Origin of the sequence: Tabrizicola sp. (genome assembly GCF_051645465.1) — a bacterium.
Classification (GTDB): Bacteria; Pseudomonadota; Alphaproteobacteria; order Rhodobacterales; family Rhodobacteraceae; genus Tabrizicola.
This window is the reverse complement of sequence record NZ_JBOFBI010000304.1, coordinates 1-14,451: the sequence shown is the minus strand read 5'-3', so window position 1 is coordinate 14,451 and position 14,451 is coordinate 1. Positions and strand designations below refer to the sequence as shown.

The 14,451-nt window shown below is 63.6% G+C and carries 16 protein-coding genes; 8 read left to right on the top strand and 8 right to left on the bottom strand.

Annotation, left to right across the window (positions count from 1 at the left end):
• From ACRCSW_RS19625 to regB, 5 genes are all read right to left on the bottom strand, one after another.
• Nucleotides 1-145, bottom strand: a 145-nt coding sequence (locus ACRCSW_RS19625) for an NTP transferase domain-containing protein (RefSeq protein ID WP_438707338.1), incomplete at its 3' end; no start/stop codon positions are given.
• Nucleotides 121-1,137: an aminoglycoside phosphotransferase family protein gene (locus ACRCSW_RS19620; protein WP_438707337.1), complete on the bottom strand. Its 1,017-nt coding sequence runs from the start codon at nucleotides 1,135-1,137 to the stop codon at nucleotides 121-123. The genes ACRCSW_RS19620 and ACRCSW_RS19625, both read right to left, overlap by 25 nt.
• Nucleotides 1,130-1,606 (bottom strand): tRNA (adenosine(37)-N6)-threonylcarbamoyltransferase complex ATPase subunit type 1 TsaE, encoded by a 477-nt coding sequence (gene tsaE / locus ACRCSW_RS19615; RefSeq protein ID WP_438707336.1) that lies wholly within the window; start codon nucleotides 1,604-1,606, stop codon nucleotides 1,130-1,132. Before tsaE ends, ACRCSW_RS19620 begins: the two co-directional genes overlap by 8 nt.
• A gap of 45 nt (nucleotides 1,607-1,651) precedes the next feature.
• On the bottom strand, nucleotides 1,652-3,205 hold the full coding sequence (locus tag ACRCSW_RS19610; protein WP_438707335.1) for a PAS-domain containing protein: 1,554 nt from the start codon (nucleotides 3,203-3,205) through the stop codon (nucleotides 1,652-1,654).
• A 245-nt stretch (nucleotides 3,206-3,450) separates the two neighbouring features.
• Nucleotides 3,451-4,839 (bottom strand): sensor histidine kinase RegB, encoded by a 1,389-nt coding sequence (gene regB, locus ACRCSW_RS19605; RefSeq protein ID WP_438707334.1) that lies wholly within the window; start codon nucleotides 4,837-4,839, stop codon nucleotides 3,451-3,453.
• A gap of 92 nt (nucleotides 4,840-4,931) precedes the next feature.
• On the opposite strand from regB, the gene ACRCSW_RS19600 reads away from it, so the two are divergent.
• From ACRCSW_RS19600 to ACRCSW_RS19590, 3 genes are all read left to right on the top strand, one after another.
• Nucleotides 4,932-5,558, top strand: coding sequence for an SCO family protein (locus ACRCSW_RS19600; RefSeq protein ID WP_438707333.1), 627 nt, complete (start codon nucleotides 4,932-4,934; stop codon nucleotides 5,556-5,558).
• Between the two features lie 29 nt (nucleotides 5,559-5,587).
• Nucleotides 5,588-6,142, top strand: coding sequence for an ActR/PrrA/RegA family redox response regulator transcription factor (locus tag ACRCSW_RS19595; protein WP_438707332.1), 555 nt, complete (start codon nucleotides 5,588-5,590; stop codon nucleotides 6,140-6,142).
• Nucleotides 6,143-6,212: 70 nt separating this feature from the next.
• The gene (locus tag ACRCSW_RS19590; protein ID WP_438707331.1) at nucleotides 6,213-6,527 is read left to right on the top strand and encodes an H-NS histone family protein; all 315 of its coding nucleotides are present in this window, start codon (nucleotides 6,213-6,215) and stop codon (nucleotides 6,525-6,527) included.
• A gap of 4 nt (nucleotides 6,528-6,531) precedes the next feature.
• On the opposite strand, the gene ACRCSW_RS19585 is transcribed toward ACRCSW_RS19590, so the two are convergent.
• Nucleotides 6,532-7,407 carry a LysR family transcriptional regulator gene (locus ACRCSW_RS19585; RefSeq protein ID WP_438707330.1) on the bottom strand — a complete coding sequence of 292 codons (876 nt, stop codon included), beginning with the start codon at nucleotides 7,405-7,407 and terminating at the stop codon, nucleotides 6,532-6,534.
• Between the two features lie 97 nt (nucleotides 7,408-7,504).
• Here ACRCSW_RS19585 and ACRCSW_RS19580 point away from each other — a divergent pair, with 97 nt between their 5' ends.
• Entirely contained in the window at nucleotides 7,505-7,663 is a 159-nt protein-coding gene (locus ACRCSW_RS19580) for a hypothetical protein (RefSeq protein WP_438707329.1), read from the top strand.
• A gap of 43 nt (nucleotides 7,664-7,706) precedes the next feature.
• Here the strand turns inward: ACRCSW_RS19580 and ACRCSW_RS19575 are convergent, their stop codons facing one another.
• The gene (locus tag ACRCSW_RS19575; protein WP_438707328.1) at nucleotides 7,707-8,300 is read right to left on the bottom strand and encodes a hypothetical protein; all 594 of its coding nucleotides are present in this window, start codon (nucleotides 8,298-8,300) and stop codon (nucleotides 7,707-7,709) included.
• An 81-nt stretch (nucleotides 8,301-8,381) separates the two neighbouring features.
• Here ACRCSW_RS19575 and ahcY point away from each other — a divergent pair, with 81 nt between their 5' ends.
• Nucleotides 8,382-9,782, top strand: a complete 1,401-nt coding sequence (gene ahcY, locus ACRCSW_RS19570; RefSeq protein ID WP_438707327.1) for an adenosylhomocysteinase — start codon at nucleotides 8,382-8,384, stop codon at nucleotides 9,780-9,782.
• A gap of 41 nt (nucleotides 9,783-9,823) precedes the next feature.
• On the opposite strand, the gene ACRCSW_RS19565 is transcribed toward ahcY, so the two are convergent.
• Nucleotides 9,824-11,020, bottom strand: coding sequence for a glycosyltransferase family 2 protein (locus tag ACRCSW_RS19565; protein ID WP_438707326.1), 1,197 nt, complete (start codon nucleotides 11,018-11,020; stop codon nucleotides 9,824-9,826).
• Nucleotides 11,021-11,248: 228 nt separating this feature from the next.
• On the opposite strand from ACRCSW_RS19565, the gene ACRCSW_RS19560 reads away from it, so the two are divergent.
• The 3 genes from ACRCSW_RS19560 (at nucleotide 11,249) to ACRCSW_RS19550 (ending at nucleotide 13,885) form a co-directional block, all read left to right on the top strand.
• Nucleotides 11,249-13,060 (top strand): hypothetical protein, encoded by a 1,812-nt coding sequence (locus tag ACRCSW_RS19560; RefSeq protein WP_438707325.1) that lies wholly within the window; start codon nucleotides 11,249-11,251, stop codon nucleotides 13,058-13,060.
• On the top strand, nucleotides 13,057-13,449 hold the full coding sequence (locus ACRCSW_RS19555; RefSeq protein ID WP_438707324.1) for a GtrA family protein: 393 nt from the start codon (nucleotides 13,057-13,059) through the stop codon (nucleotides 13,447-13,449). Before ACRCSW_RS19560 ends, ACRCSW_RS19555 begins: the two co-directional genes overlap by 4 nt.
• A 94-nt stretch (nucleotides 13,450-13,543) precedes the next feature.
• The gene (locus ACRCSW_RS19550) at nucleotides 13,544-13,885 is read left to right on the top strand and encodes a DUF2853 family protein (protein ID WP_438707323.1); all 342 of its coding nucleotides are present in this window, start codon (nucleotides 13,544-13,546) and stop codon (nucleotides 13,883-13,885) included.
• The last annotated feature ends 566 nt before the right edge of the window (nucleotides 13,886-14,451 follow it).

Below are 14,451 nucleotides of genomic sequence, written 5' to 3'. Positions count from 1 at the left end.
CAGCTTCGGCGACCCCGAGGGCATGGTCGATCAGCGCGCGGCCCGCGATGGGGATCAGCGGCTTCGGTTGGTCGGCGGTCAGCGCTCCCATCCTGGTGCCGAAGCCTGCGGCGAAGACCATCAGCGGGAAGGGGTAGGTGGGCATTGGCGTTCGATCTTTTCGAGGATGGCGGGGGTGGGGGCGGGCAGAAGCGTGTCGCAGACGGTGCGTAGGTCGCTCAGGGCCGGATGGGCGAGGTTCCGCTGCAGCTGGCCCCAGACGCGGGGGATCAGGCGGAGGTACTGCGGTTTCCCGGCGATAAGGCAGAGCCTTGAGAAGACGCCCAGAATGCGCAGCGCCCGTTGTGCTCCAAGCGTGGCGTAGTGGGCGGCGAAGGCCTGGGGGTCGCGGTCGGTGGCGGTGACGAAGCGGGCGATCATCGCCGCTTCGGTCGCGGGTGCGACATCGCGGCGGGCGTCCTGCAGAAGGGAGACGAGATCGTAGCCGGGCTGGCCCAGCTGGCCGAGCTGAAAGTCAAGGATACCGACGCGGGCAATGCCGTCGCGACCAGGCAGCCAGAGGAGGTTTTCGGCGTGGTAGTCGCGCAGGATCAGGACCCTTGGGCCATCGGCATGGGTGCGGAGGGCGGCGGTCAGGGTTTCGAGAAACCGCCCGGCGTCGGGCTTGGCTCCGGTGGCCGCGAATGCGTACCAGTCAGGCGCGAAGGCTGCGGCGTTGGCCCAGTCTTCGGCGGAAAGGTTCTGCAGTCCGGGTGGCGGCGCGGCGGACTGGAGGTGCAGGAGCACGTCGACGGCGGGAGCGAGAAGGGCGGCCTCACGCGGCGGGTCGGCCTGCAGGAGGCGGGCGTAGAGATCGTCGCCGAGGTCTTCGAGAACGAGGAAGCCTTGGACCAGGTCCTCGGCCAGGACCTTGGGGGCCGAGAGGCCAAGCGACCGCAGGTGCCGGGCCATGGCCGAGAAGGCCGCGGGATCATCTGCCCCGCCGGGGGGGTTGTCCATCAGCACAGCCGTGGCCGCCCCGAGGCCAAGCCGTTCATAGCGCCGGTCGGACGCATCGCCCGCCAGATGCCGTCGGTCGGCCCTGCCCCAGCCGAGCCGGTCGAGGAACGCGGCAAGCGCCGCTGCACGCTCATCCATGGGTCGCGGCCTTGATCAGCGCGACACGTCCGCCAGAGACCTCAGCCCGACGGCCGTCACCCCAGGCGGTCAGCCGGATGTGCAAGGCGCCTTGCGGCACATGGCGGCCCAGCCGGTCCGGCCATTCCACCAGGCAGATCGCCGTCTCGAAGGCGTCGTCCAGTCCAAGCTCCCACACCTCGTCGGGATGCGTCAGGCGGTAAAGGTCGGCGTGCCAGATGTCGCCGCCCTTGGCCTGGTAGACCTGAACCAGGGTGAAAGTCGGCGATGGCACCTCTTCCGCGCGACCGAGACGGGCCTGGATGAACGCCCGGGCAAGGCAGCTTTTGCCCGCCCCGATCGGCCCTTCCAGAAGGATCGCATCACCCGGACGGGCGACTTCGGCCAGCCTTTGGCCAAGAGCGGCGGTATCCGCCTCGGTGGCCAGGTCCAGGATCAGGGGAGCAGGTGCGTGCTTCGCAATCGACATGCGGCGACTCTAGCCACCCGGCGCGCCGCCGCAAGCCCGGCGGCTTCAGGCCGTAAGCAGGCCCACCGGCACAGCGTCGAGAATCGGGGCGCCTGACGACACGGTCAGCAGTCGGAACGTGACCAGGGTCGCCCCGCCGGTCAGCGGGCGGAAGCGGCACGAGACAAGCCGACCGTCCAGAAGCCGCACTTCGCCGTCCCAGGGCGTCCGGTCTTCGGCGCTGGTGACATAGTCGGCGGCGTCGTCCCACAGAAGCGTGGGCGCCGCCTGATCCCGCCACCAGGCGCTGAGTGTCGCAATGCTGGCTTCGGACAGAAGGACCTGCGGATCATGCTGCCAAAGCTGGGCATAGGCGTGGTTCGACATGACCAGTTGACCACCGTGCGAGAAGACCGCGACCGCCTCTTCCACGGCATCGATCACCGATTGGCCAAGTTCCACGTCGGCCCGGTAGCGCCGGGTGCGGGACATTTCATGCGATATATCCTCGAACATGAACGCGAGCGCGCCATTCGGATGCGGCCGCCCGATCACCCGGTAGGTCTGGCCGCCCGGCAGGCTCCACGTTTCCTCGAAAAGGCCCATCGCCGCCTCTTCTTCCAGCCGCGCGAGCTGCTTGCGCCAGCTGCGGTAGTCACGCGGTTCGGGGATCATGGCCCGCGCCCGCATGGCATCGAGAAAAGCGTTCAGCGTCGGCCGCGAGATCAGAAGCTCGGGCGGCAGCGTGGTCAGGTCGGCCAGCGCGGGGTTGAACATCTGCAGCGCGCGCGACCGGTCGAAAATCGCAAGCCCGATGGGCAGATCGGCGAAGGTCTTGGTCAGGGTCTGCATGAATTCGCGCAGCGCCGTTTCGGCCTGCACGGCCTTGTCGGCGGCAAGCGCGTAGCACAGCGTTTCATCACCCGCCGGCATCCGCATCAGATCGAACCACTCAGCCCCGCTTGGCATCTGCAGCTTCAGACGGGGCAGGTGGGCCTTGTGCGCCTCGGGGTGGTCGAAGAGCTTCGGCAGCGGCCAGGACAAGTCCTCGCCTTCCGCCAGAAGCTCGACCGCGCGGATGAGATAGCTGTGGTTGGCCCAGATCACCGCGCCATCCGCCGCCTCTTTCCACATCAGGACCGGAGCCCGCGACAGCACGTTGCGCTGCGCCATCACCTCGGTATGGAGGGCCGCAGCCGTTGCGGCGTCCGCCTGTCCGCCGTTCACTGCGGCCTGGCCGCCGGACAGGGTCAGCCGCGTCAGGCCGGAGAGATGCTCGGCCGTCATGACCATCGCTGGCGAAACGCCGGGGAGGGATTGGATATGCAGCAGGCCCGCACGGGGCAGGCTGGCCAGCCGCTCGGCCAGAAAGGGGAATTCGGGTCCGAAGCGGGCCATCAGGCGTGCCCAGGCACGGCTGTCTTCGCCGAAGGGCAGAAGCGCGCGGGCCGAGGGCGAGGCATCCAGAAGCCGGTGGCCATCGAAAAGAAAGGCAATCCGCCCCGGCGACTGATCGAAGATGCTTGCCACCCGCACCGGGCGCCGCGACTGCCACGCAGACAGCAATGCCAGCACCGACAGCGCGATCAGCGTTGCGGTCAGAACCATGCCCAATGCCATCGACCAATCGCCCGTCACGTCTGACCCCCGATAAGGCTGCGCTTGCCGAGAGGCTAGAATCGAAACGGTTAATTGCCAGTTAACGCGGCACAAAGTCCTGATCGGATCGGGCGGGATCGCTATCGGCATGACACCTAACGCAGTCTTCCGTCGTCACCTCCTCGAGCACTTCGTGCACTCGTCGGGGGGTGCGGGAGCGAGGAGTGCACGAAGTGCTCGAGGAGCGGTTTGATGAGGTCCGCGCGCTAAGTCGTGATCGGGGCGTTTTCGCCCAAGGCCCCGGCGGCGGACGAGACGAGGTCCTCGACATCCCAGACCGCCGCGACGACGGCGCCGGAACGCTCGGGCCGGTCTTCGGGCGCCAGAAAGGGATCGGTTGCGTTGGCGAAGGACAGCTCGGCCCCGGACCGTTCGAGCAGGGTCTTTGCGATGAAGAGGCCAAGGCCCATGCCTTCATAGCCGGGGCGCAGCGCAGGCTCGGGGTCGGAGCGGCGGGCGCGGACGAAAGGGTCTCCGATCCGGCCGATCACGCTGGGCGGGAACCCGTCGCCATCGTCGGTGATCCGGACGGTGATCCGGCGCGCGGTCCATTCGCCTTCGACCCAGACGGTGGACCGCGCGAAGTCCACCGCGTTCTGGATGAGATTGCGCAAGCCGTGAATGACTTCGGGCCGTCGCAGGACGGTGGGCTGCTGCGCGTCTCCATCCCGCAGCGGCGCAAAGGCAAATTCCACGCGCTTGCCCCGCGCCATGTGCGGCTCGGCCGCTTCACGCAGCATGGCGCTGAGCGGGGCCTGCCGCATGTGCAGATCGTCCTTTCCGGCCCGGCCCATGTCGCGCAGGATGTCCCGGCATCGGTCGGCCTGATCGCGGATCAGCTTTGCGTCCTCTTGCAGGCTGGGCTGGCCGTCCAGTTCCTGCAGAAGCTCGGAACTGACGAGCTTGATCGTGGCAAGCGGCGTTCCAAGCTCATGCGCGGCGGCGGCGACCACGCCTGCCAGATCGGTCAGCTTCTGCTCACGCGCAAGGGCCATCTGGGTCGCCAGAAGCGCCTCGGACATCGACCGCATCTCGGTGGCCACCTTGCGGGAGTAAAGGCCGAGAAAGAGGATGCCGATGACGATCGACAGCCAGAAACCAAAGGCAAAAAGGCGCGGAATGACCAGCTCGCGGCCGTCGGCAAAGCGGAGCGGCAGGTGCCAGAACAGGGCCACCGTGACGAAAAGGATCGCGATCGCGCCCAGCGTCACTGTCGACCGCAGCCGAAGGACGCTGGCCGAGATCGTGACGGGCGCCAGCACCAGGATCGTAAAGGGGTTGGCCAGACCGCCCGTGAGAAAGATCAGAAGCGCAAGCTGAGCCAGATCGAAGAGGAGGGTCAGGAAGGCCTCGGCCTCGTTCAGCCGCCGGTTTTCCGGGAAGATCATGACCAGAAACAGGTTTACCAGAACCGAAAGGCCGATGGCCAGTGCGCAAAGCCCCAGGGGCAGGTCCAGACCGTAGACCTGGCTTGCCGCCAGAATCGCCGCCACCTGCCCGGCAATCGCCATCCAGCGGAGCAGGATCAGGGTCCGGAGACGAACCCAGTTGGCCCTCACTCCATGGACCTCGAAGCCGGTTGCCACTGTGGCCATGCTGTGACCGGATGTCTCCCCGTGGGCTTGGCCATTGTTAAGGGCGCCCCCATCTGAGATCAATGCGACCCGTAGGACCAGGGGAGGTCAGTATGATGAAGCTTTATGCCGGAGTGGCCGTTGCAGCCGTGGCGGCCCTGCTTGGAGGCTCGCTGATCTATATCCAGCAGCAGCGCAGCGGCGATGCTTTTGCCGAATGCCGCCAGGGCCAGATCGCGGGGGGCGATATCGGCGGGCCGTTCACTCTGGTCAATCCCGCGGGCCAGACGGTGACAGATGCCGAGGTGCTGACCAAACCGTCGCTCGTGTATTTCGGCTATACGTTCTGCCCTGATGTCTGCCCCCTGGACATGGCGCGCAATGTCGAGGCTGTCGATATCCTTGAAGAGCGCGGGTTCGACGTGACCCCGGTCTTCATTTCCATCGACCCCGAGCGCGACACGCCCGACGCCTTGGGTGACTACGCTTCCAACATGCATCCGAAGCTGATTGCACTGACCGGCAGCGCGGATCAGGTCAAGGCCGCGGCCAATGCCTACAAGACGATCTACAAAAAGCAGGAGACCGGCGACGAATTCTATCTCGTCGATCACATGACGTTCACGTATCTCATGCTTCCGGGGGAGGGTTTTGTGGATTTCTTCCGGCGCGAGATTACATCTGAACAAATGGCGGACAGCGTTGCCTGTTTTGTCGAGGCAGGTAACGCAGGGACTTGACGTTCCGCGACGCCGACCAGGGGAAAAACATGACTGATGACCTCGCCACCGATCTTGGACCGGATCGCACGCTGCTTCTTGTGGACGATGACGAACCCTTTGTGAAACGGCTTGCAAAGGCGATGGAGAAGCGCGGCTTCCTGACAGACACGGCGCAAAGCGTGGCCGAGGGGCGGGCGAAGGCTTTTGCCAGACCTCCGGCCTATGCGGTCGTCGACCTTAGGCTTGAGGACGGCAACGGGCTTGAGGTGATCGAGACACTGAGGGAACGGCGCCCATCGTGCCGCATTGTCGTCCTTACGGGCTACGGCGCGATCGCGACGGCGGTGGCAGCCGTCAAGATCGGTGCGATCGACTATCTTTCAAAGCCCGCGGACGCAGATGACGTGACGAACGCGTTGCTGGCAAAGTCGGGCGTGCTGCCCGAACCGCCAGAAAATCCGATGTCCGCCGACCGCATGCGGTGGGAACATATCCAGCGTGTCTATGAGATGTGTGACCGAAATGTTTCGGAAACGGCGCGCCGTCTTTCGATGCATCGGCGGACTTTGCAGCGTATCCTTGCAAAAAGAAGCCCAAGGTAAATTTCAATTCTTGCACCCCCCGACTCTTGGCCCTATTCAATAACGGTCTTTATCCGAGGGGGATCAGATATTGAATATCGACCTGAATTCGCTTTCCCTGAAAGAGCTGAAGGATCTGCACTCGCAGGTCACAAAGGCGATTTCGGGGTACGAAGACCGCCGCAAGCGTGAGGCTTTGGCGGAACTGGAAGAAAAAGCCAAGGCAATGGGCTTTTCGCTGGCCGAGTTGACGGGGGTCACGGTTGGTCGGAAGCGCTCGCCGTCTGTGGCGAAGTATGCCAACCCGGCCAACAAGTCCGACACCTGGTCGGGCCGTGGCCGCAAGCCGCGCTGGTTCTCCGAGGCGCTTGCCAAGGGGAAAAAGCCGGAAAGCATGGCGATCTGAGCCGCTAGCTCTGCGATTTCAGCCATTTCAAGAACGCCCGGGCCGCAGCACGCTTTGGCCCGGGTAAAGTCACGACGAAATAGGCCGGAAGCTTTTCGCGGCTGTCATGCACGATGCGCAGGCGCCCTTCGCTCGCGTCTGAAGCGACCAGCGCGATGCTCTCCACCACCAGCCCCAGTCCCTGCCGAGCCGCCGCTATCGCAAGCTCCTCATTGCCGATGTCGGTCCGGCTTAACGTATCCGGTTCCAGACCCAGCTTGCGAAGATAGGCGTCCTGTTCCGGCCAGGTCCGCGACAGGATCCAGTCCATCTCCCGCATCTCGTCCAAAGTGAGGGTGTCCTTGTCCCCCATCAAGGACGGCGCGCCCGCAATCACCAGTTGTGCCGAGGCGAGATAAGTGCTTTCCACGCCCGCCCAATCGCCATTGCCATAACGAATCCCAAGATCCATCCGCTCGCGATGTATGTCCACGACCCGGTTGTCGGGATGCATCGACAGGCCGATGTCGGGATGCTTCGTCCAGAAGTCCTTCAGCCGCGGCATCAGCCATTGCGCAGCGAAGCTGGCTGTCAGCGTCACCCGCACCGGGCGGTCAGCCTCACCGGTCTTCAAGGCCTCGACCCCACGCAGCATCGCGCCGAAGCCTTCGCCCAGCGCCTCGGCCAGCTGCTCGCCATCCGCCGTCAGGCTGACCCCGCGCCCGTCACGCTGCACCAGTGAGCGGCCAAGCTGATCCTCCAGCGCCCGCACCTGCTGAGCGACGGCGGCATGGGTCACGTTCAGCGTTCGCGCGGCCTGCGAAAAGCTGCGCAGCTCGGCCGTGGCCGCGAAAGCCCGCAAGGCGGTAAGGGACGGAAGGCTGCGCCAGTCGGTCGCCATGTGTAATCTCACCTAACAGTTCAGCAGGCTTTCTGAGTCGTAGCATGGCCGCTTTCATGGCAAAAGAAGTTATACAGACATGGAAAGGAGAAAGATCATGTTGAATATCTTTGCAGACGCCCTGCTGATCGCCAGCCGCCTTGGCCGGTTGCCCGAGGACAACCTGCCGCGCCATAACCTGCGCCGCAGCCCGCGCGAGTTCCAGGACATCGAAGGTCTGCGCATCGGCGATACGTTGCGGAACCACGGTCGTTGATGCCAGCCTACGCTGAACCAGGGTGCTGTCGCGCCGAATCCCTTCAGCCACAGGCTGACAGAAGCCTCGCGACCGTAGCAATGTAGTCCGCCCGCACCTCTGTGGGCGGACGAAGTTTGATTTCCAGCCGGTGAACCAGTTCCGGCGCGGGCCGCCCGAAAAGCTTGTCGGCCTCTGCCTCCCGAAATCCTGCAATCCGCACGGCCTCGAGCCAGGCCGAAACCTTGTCCGCCGCCTTGATCGCCTTCTTGATCGGCGCAGGAATCTGGGCGGGCAGGCCAAAGCGCAGATGCACCGCCGCCGTCAGCCGTTGATCCAGCTCGCCATAGCCCGGCCCGACCGCCGCCTTCACCGGGCTGATCATGTCACCGATCACATATTCCGGTGCGTCATGCAGCACCGCGGCCAGTCGCCAGCGTGGCAGGATTGCCGGATTGGCGCGGGCAAAGATCTCTTCGACCAGAAGCGAATGCTCAGCCACCGAATAGGGCCAGTCCCCCCGTGTCTGCCCGTTCCAGCGCGCGACGAAGGCAAGGCCATGGGCGATATCCTCGATCTCGATGTCCATCGGGGTCGGGTCCAGCAGGTCCAGCCTGCGACCAGACAGCATCCGTTGCCACGCGCGGGGTTGTTTCATCTGCGACACTCGGCCTTTGTTGTCTGTCTCGGCGATCAATGCTATCTGCCCGCGCAACCCAGGATCAAGGAGTGCGCCAAGATGGCGAAGGATTATATCGTCAAGGACATCGGTCTGGCTGAATTTGGCCGCAAGGAACTGACCATCGCCGAAACCGAAATGCCGGGCCTGATGGCCTGCCGCGAGGAGTTCGGGAAGTCTCAGCCGCTGAAAGGCGCGCGGGTCGCGGGGTCGCTGCACATGACGATCCAGACGGGCGTCCTGATCGAAACGCTGAAGGCCCTTGGCGCCGATGTCCGCTGGGCCTCGTGCAACATCTTCTCGACCCAGGACCACGCCGCCGCCGCCATCGCGGCCTCGGGCACCCCGGTCTTTGCGATCAAGGGCGAGAACCTTGAGGAATACTGGGACTACACCGACAAGATATTCCAGTTCGGCGGCGAGGGCGGCACCTGCAACATGATCCTCGACGATGGCGGCGACGCCACGCTTTACATCCTGATGGGTGCCCGCGTCGAAGCCGGTGAGACCGACCTGATCGCCGTCCCGACCAGCGACGAAGAGGTCTGCCTTTTCAACCAGATCAAGAAGCGCCTCAAGGCCTCGCCCGGCTGGTTCACCAAGCAGCGCGCAGACATCAAGGGCGTGTCGGAAGAAACCACCACGGGCGTGCATCGCCTTTATGAGCTGCACAAGAAGGGCCAGCTGCCCTTCCCGGCGATCAACGTCAATGACTCCGTCACCAAGTCGAAGTTCGACAACAAATACGGCTGCAAGGAATCGCTCGTCGACGGCATCCGCCGGGCGACCGACACGATGATGGCCGGCAAGGTCGCCGTCGTCTGCGGTTACGGCGATGTCGGCAAAGGCTCGGCGGCGTCCCTCCGTGGCGCGGGCGCCCGGGTGAAGGTCACCGAAGTCGACCCGATCTGTGCCCTGCAGGCCGCGATGGACGGCTACGAGGTCACGCTCCTGGAAGACGAAGTCGCCAGCGCTGACATCTTCATCACCACCACCGGCAACAAGGACGTCATCCGCATCGACCACATGCGCGCGATGAAGGACATGGCCATCGTCGGCAACATCGGCCACTTCGACAACGAGATCCAGGTCGCGGCGCTGAAGAACCACAAGTGGACCAACATCAAGGAACAGGTGGACATGATCGAGATGCCCTCGGGCAACCGCATCATCCTTCTGTCCGAAGGCCGCCTTCTGAACCTCGGCAACGCTACCGGCCACCCGTCCTTCGTGATGTCGGCCAGCTTCACCAACCAGGTCCTCGCCCAGATCGAGCTTTGGACCAAGGGCAAGGACTACGCCCCCGGCGTCTACATCCTGCCGAAAGCGCTGGATGAAAAGGTCGCCCGCCTGCACCTGAAGAAGATCGGAGTAAAGCTGACCGAGCTTCGCAAGGATCAGGCCGACTATATCGGCGTGAAACCCGAAGGCCCGTTCAAGTCGGACCACTACCGCTACTGATCAAGCGTCCGGCCCGGGTCGACGACCCCGGGTCGGGCCTTTCAGACGCTCTGGCGGGGCGCTTCAAGCGTTTCGGTGGCACCGCCTGCGGCTACAGGGGCATTCTGGTTCAAAAGCCCCCAGAGAAAGCCATTGGTGACCGACTGCACCCCCAGCGCGGCCAGCACTGCGACCAGCGAAGCGGTGCGGGTGATGGTGCCTGGGTCAAGCGGCCCGAACCCGTTGAAGGCCCAGAACCCGACCGAGGCCAGCGTGGCAAGAACAGCCATAAGAAGGAACACCGCACCGACCTGACAGGCCGTGTCTACCGAAAGGCGGGCGCGCAGGGACTCGAACTGTGAAGAGGTTGGCAAAAGGTTCATCCTGACCGCAAACAGACGGGCCAGAGCATGGAACCAGACCAGCTGAAAGCCGGTCATGATGAAGGTCGCCGCGAAGATCAGCGTGCCGGTGTCCAGCGTCACGCCACCCAGGGTGACAGGGGTGAACAGAAGCGGCAGGAACAGCATTCCGCCCAATCCCAGCAATGCGAGGCCGGGATACAGGAATATGCTGAAAGGCGCGAAGGTCAGAAGAAGCTTCAGGTGCCGCCAGCCGTCGCGCCAGGACCGCAGATGCGGCGGACGCGACCGGCCGTCGGGCGAAAGCGTCGTCGGCACCTCGGCAATGTTGAGCCCCGCCAACGAGGCCTTCATCACCATTTCCGACGCAAATTCCATCCCAGGGCTGGTCAGCCCAAGCCGCTGGATCGCCGCACGGGAAAAGCCCCGCAGACCGCAGTGAAAGTCGCCTACGGGGGTGCGGTAGAGCACCCGGCCAATCGTCGACAGCACAGGGTTGCCCAGATACCGGTGCAGTGCCGGCATGGCTCCCGGTGCGATCCCGCCCTTGAACCGGTTACCCATGACCAGATCAGCGCCTGCCCGGAGACGCTCAACAAACCCGTCCAGATTCAAGAAGTCATAGCTATCGTCACTGTCGCCCATGATGACGTAGCGGCCCTGGGCGGCGGCGATCCCCGCACTCAACGCAGCGCCGTAGCCTCGCATCGGAACCGGAACCACAACCGCCCCCAGACCCTCGGCAATCGCCTGGCTGCCATCGGTGGACCCGTTGTCGGCAATAAGGATCTCGCCGTTGATGCCCGATGCGTCCAGATAGGCGCGCGCCTTGCGGATACATGTCGCAAGCGTCTCAGCCTCGTTCAGGCAGGGCATGAGGATAGTAAGCTCGATCATCGGCCGATCCCTTTGGGGTCTTTCGCGCAGCATTGGCGACAGTTCCCGCATAATGCGCCTGCAACTGCGCCGAAAATGCGGCGTCGGCGGGCTAGAAACTTGGCGCCACTCAGGGATAGTCATGGAAGCGGGTGAGTTTCGTCACAGTTATGACTACTTCGGAATTGAGAGGTAATCCGCAGCAGCTTTGCTGATCAATGAGTGTCACGGAAACAAAGCAACCTACGCATGATCTTCAAGTCCTTCACCGAATCACGCAGCCTGGTCCTCTGGCTGATCTGCCTTGGCGGCATGGCCCTGGTGGCACTTCATGCATACCAGGATGCAGCGCAGATTTCCGAGCTGCTTCTGGAAGCCGATAACGACGACCAGATGCGCCTGCTCGCTGTGCGCGATCTTCTGGCCGGGCAATCCTGGTGGGACACTCGCCAGTACCGCGTCCTGCCACCCGAGGGCATTTCGATGCACTGGTCACGCTACATCGATGCCGGGATCGCAGGCATCGTTCTTGTGGCCTCCAACTTCGTATCGGTAACCTCGGCCGAGCTTGCCGCGGTGATCCTGTGGCCGAGCTTCCTTGCGGGCCTGATGATACTCGTTCTGGGCCACGGCACAGCGCGCATTCTGGGCACCGCTTCTGCCATTGGGGCGCTGGCGGTATTCCTCAGTTGGGCCAAGCTTGGCGGGCAGTTCGTTCCGCCCCGGATTGACCACCACAACGTGCAGATCCTCTGCGCCACCGCGCTGTTCTACCTGTCTCTGGTGCCAGGGCGAGCTTTGGTTCTGGGCGCCCTTGGCGGCGTGGTCACCGCCTTTGCGCTCGCAGTCGGGCTTGAGATGTTGCCCTACTACGCAACGATCTGGGGCCTGATGGCGCTCCGCCACGCTTTCGGGCAAGCGAACACCGGCCACTGGCTTCTGGGATTTGGCGCGGCCATCGTCCCGTCCGCGCTGTTGTTCTTTGCGGGCCAGACGCCCATGGCCACTTGGGGCACGCCCTGGTGCGATGTGCTCGCGACCCCGGTCATGGCATTGGGGCTGGTGGGCGTGGTGGCGACGCTGGTGCCGGTGCTGGGCGAGCGGTTGCTGACAAGCCCCCTATCCCGCATTTCGGTCATGCTCGGCCTCGCCGCGCTTGGGATCTGGCTGGCCTTTCCGCTTCTTGGACAATGCCTGGCGGGCCCTTATTCCGACTTGAGCCCGGAAATGCGCAGCATAATCGATGACAACATAACCGAGGCACTGTCGGCCTCGAAGTTGCTTGCCGAGTCCCCTTCGCTGCTCGGCCGAATCCTGCTGCCGGCCGTTGTAATCGGGTTTCTGGCGCTGATCACCCTTTGGCGCATGCGGTCAAGGATCAGCACGCTTCAGGCGACCGCCCTGATGCAGGCCTTCGTCGTGCTGGGTCTCGGGCTTGGTTTTGCTCTGACCCAGATCCGTGCCGCCCAGCTGATGACGCCGGCGGTGCCGTTACTTGGGGGCTTTTTGGTCTATGCCTTCACCCTGATCCCGCGTGAAAACTGGTTTCGGCTGCCGGCGATGGTGGTGCTGCTTTTGGCCATACCCACTGTCGTCGAGAAAGCCGCACACCGGATCCTGTACGTCCCGAAGCCCGTGACGAGCGCCAATGCCTCGGTCAATGTGCCGTTTTCGAGAAAGAACTGCCGGACCGAAACGGCCCTGGCCGAGATCGCCCGTGTGCCACCGGCCCTGATGTTCTCGACCATCAACCTTGGCCCGTCGATCATAACCTACACCCATCATTCCGCCACTTCCGCGTCCTATCACCGCAGCGTCGACGCCCTCTGGAATGGGCTTGGCGCATTCACGACGGACGATTTGCTCCGCGCGGCAGTGGCAAAGTCCGGGGCGGACTACCTGGTCCTGTGCGCGGGCAGCCGGATTGAGCGCGACAATCCCTTGACCAGCGCCATTGTGGCGGGCGATCTGCCGAACTGGCTGACCGACGTGACGGTGGATCGTTCGGAGGTGCGGCTGCTTAAGATCGACAAGACCAGTCTTGCGGGCATTTCCCCGTGACATCGTCGTACACCACCTATGTGCGGTTTCTGGCGGTGGGCGGGGGCCTGGCGCTCCTCTATGCAGTGTTGGCCGCCCTGGCGACCTCGCAGTTGCCCCTGCCCAATGCCCTGTCCTCGGCAATCCTCTGGGTCCTTTTCATCCCCGTCGGTTTCTGGTGCCATCGCCACTTCACCTTCACCAGCCGCCGCCCGCACCGCCACGGCCTATGGCTTTATGCCGCGATACAGCTCCTCAGTATCGGCATCGTGTCCGGCCTTAGCCAGCTTCTGGCCCGCGGCACCTTCTGGCCGGACGTGGCCATCCACCTCATGTCTGCCTGCCTTGCGGCGACCGCCAGCTACCTCATCAACTCCCTGGTCGTCTTTCCCGACCATTCGGCGGACTGACGGACCATCCGATAAATTCCCCTTCCCGAAACGATTCACGCGCACTACCGTTTGTAGTGTTAACGAGCACCGTACCAGTCAAGGGAGACATAGGATGGGCAAGAGGGACGAACTTATCGCGAAATACGCCGATGACCTGAAGAACAAATGCAAGGTGACGCCGGACATGGCGCTCCTCACCAAGGTCACCATCGGCTGCGGCCCTTCGATCTATGACAGGGATGCTTCAACTGTCGCGGCCTCGAACAAGGACGAGATGGAGCGGATCAAGACCAACTATCTGATCAAGAAGCTGGGCCTCAAGGATGGCCCGAACCTGATGGCAGGCATCGACGCCGCCATCGATACTTATGGCAAGTCCGAGCGCACCAAGTACCGGGCGGTATTCTACTATCTGTTGGCGAAGCATTTCGGCAAGGAATCCGCCTACAAGTGATCTCTGGCCATCGCGGCCCGATCCCGGCCCGTGCCCCAGAAGGCGCGGGCCGCTTCTATTGGCGAACCGCCGGATTTGACTAAACCCCTCCATACTCCTGCCTTGCATGGATCGGGGGATTCGAGGCACAACCGTCCAGTCAGGGCAGGACGCCCGGGACCCTTTTCAAGATCACGTGCGGTGCTTGGGGTGTGCACGTGGGGTGGATGAAGGGTCCCGTAGGGGTGCGGGGCCCTTCATTCTTTTTCGATGCGGTTGAAGGGTGCGTGCCTGCACTGCCCACGGTGGGTCAAATTCCCGGCCCAATGTTATCAGTGGGTTATCTGCGGGCATTTACGAATTGGAAAGGACTCGATGAAAGGGGGTATTTCCTGTCAGGGCAGAAACGTCCTAGGTCCGACCGCCGTCTTTCGCCGGATGTTTTCGCTTTGAGCGGTGGGTTCAACCGGTGGCTGCAACACTTCATTCTTTGATCGAAGAAGGAGTGTGAGCCATGACGTATCGTCGCCGGATCTACTATTCGGCCGAACAGCGCGCCGAGATATGGGCTCGTTGGCAGCGTGGGG

What these genes read in the sequence shown, in the direction of transcription:
- ACRCSW_RS19620 (WP_438707337.1), bottom strand. Translation starts at nt 1,137, where the DNA reads ATGGATGAGCGTGCAGCGGCGCTTGCCGCGTTCCTCGACCGGCTCGGC.
- tsaE (WP_438707336.1), bottom strand. Translation starts at nt 1,606, where the DNA reads ATGTCGATTGCGAAGCACGCACCTGCTCCCCTGATCCTGGACCTGGCC.
- ACRCSW_RS19610 (WP_438707335.1), bottom strand. Translation starts at nt 3,205, where the DNA reads ATGGCATTGGGCATGGTTCTGACCGCAACGCTGATCGCGCTGTCGGTG.
- regB (WP_438707334.1), bottom strand. Translation starts at nt 4,839, where the DNA reads ATGGCCACAGTGGCAACCGGCTTCGAGGTCCATGGAGTGAGGGCCAAC.
- ACRCSW_RS19600 (WP_438707333.1), top strand. Translation starts at nt 4,932, where the DNA reads ATGATGAAGCTTTATGCCGGAGTGGCCGTTGCAGCCGTGGCGGCCCTG.
- ACRCSW_RS19595 (WP_438707332.1), top strand. Translation starts at nt 5,588, where the DNA reads ATGACTGATGACCTCGCCACCGATCTTGGACCGGATCGCACGCTGCTT.
- ACRCSW_RS19585 (WP_438707330.1), bottom strand. Translation starts at nt 7,407, where the DNA reads ATGGCGACCGACTGGCGCAGCCTTCCGTCCCTTACCGCCTTGCGGGCT.
- ACRCSW_RS19580 (WP_438707329.1), top strand. Translation starts at nt 7,505, where the DNA reads ATGTTGAATATCTTTGCAGACGCCCTGCTGATCGCCAGCCGCCTTGGC.
- ACRCSW_RS19575 (WP_438707328.1), bottom strand. Translation starts at nt 8,300, where the DNA reads ATGAAACAACCCCGCGCGTGGCAACGGATGCTGTCTGGTCGCAGGCTG.
- ahcY (WP_438707327.1), top strand. Translation starts at nt 8,382, where the DNA reads ATGGCGAAGGATTATATCGTCAAGGACATCGGTCTGGCTGAATTTGGC.
- ACRCSW_RS19565 (WP_438707326.1), bottom strand. Translation starts at nt 11,020, where the DNA reads ATGATCGAGCTTACTATCCTCATGCCCTGCCTGAACGAGGCTGAGACG.
- ACRCSW_RS19560 (WP_438707325.1), top strand. Translation starts at nt 11,249, where the DNA reads ATGATCTTCAAGTCCTTCACCGAATCACGCAGCCTGGTCCTCTGGCTG.
- ACRCSW_RS19550 (WP_438707323.1), top strand. Translation starts at nt 13,544, where the DNA reads ATGGGCAAGAGGGACGAACTTATCGCGAAATACGCCGATGACCTGAAG.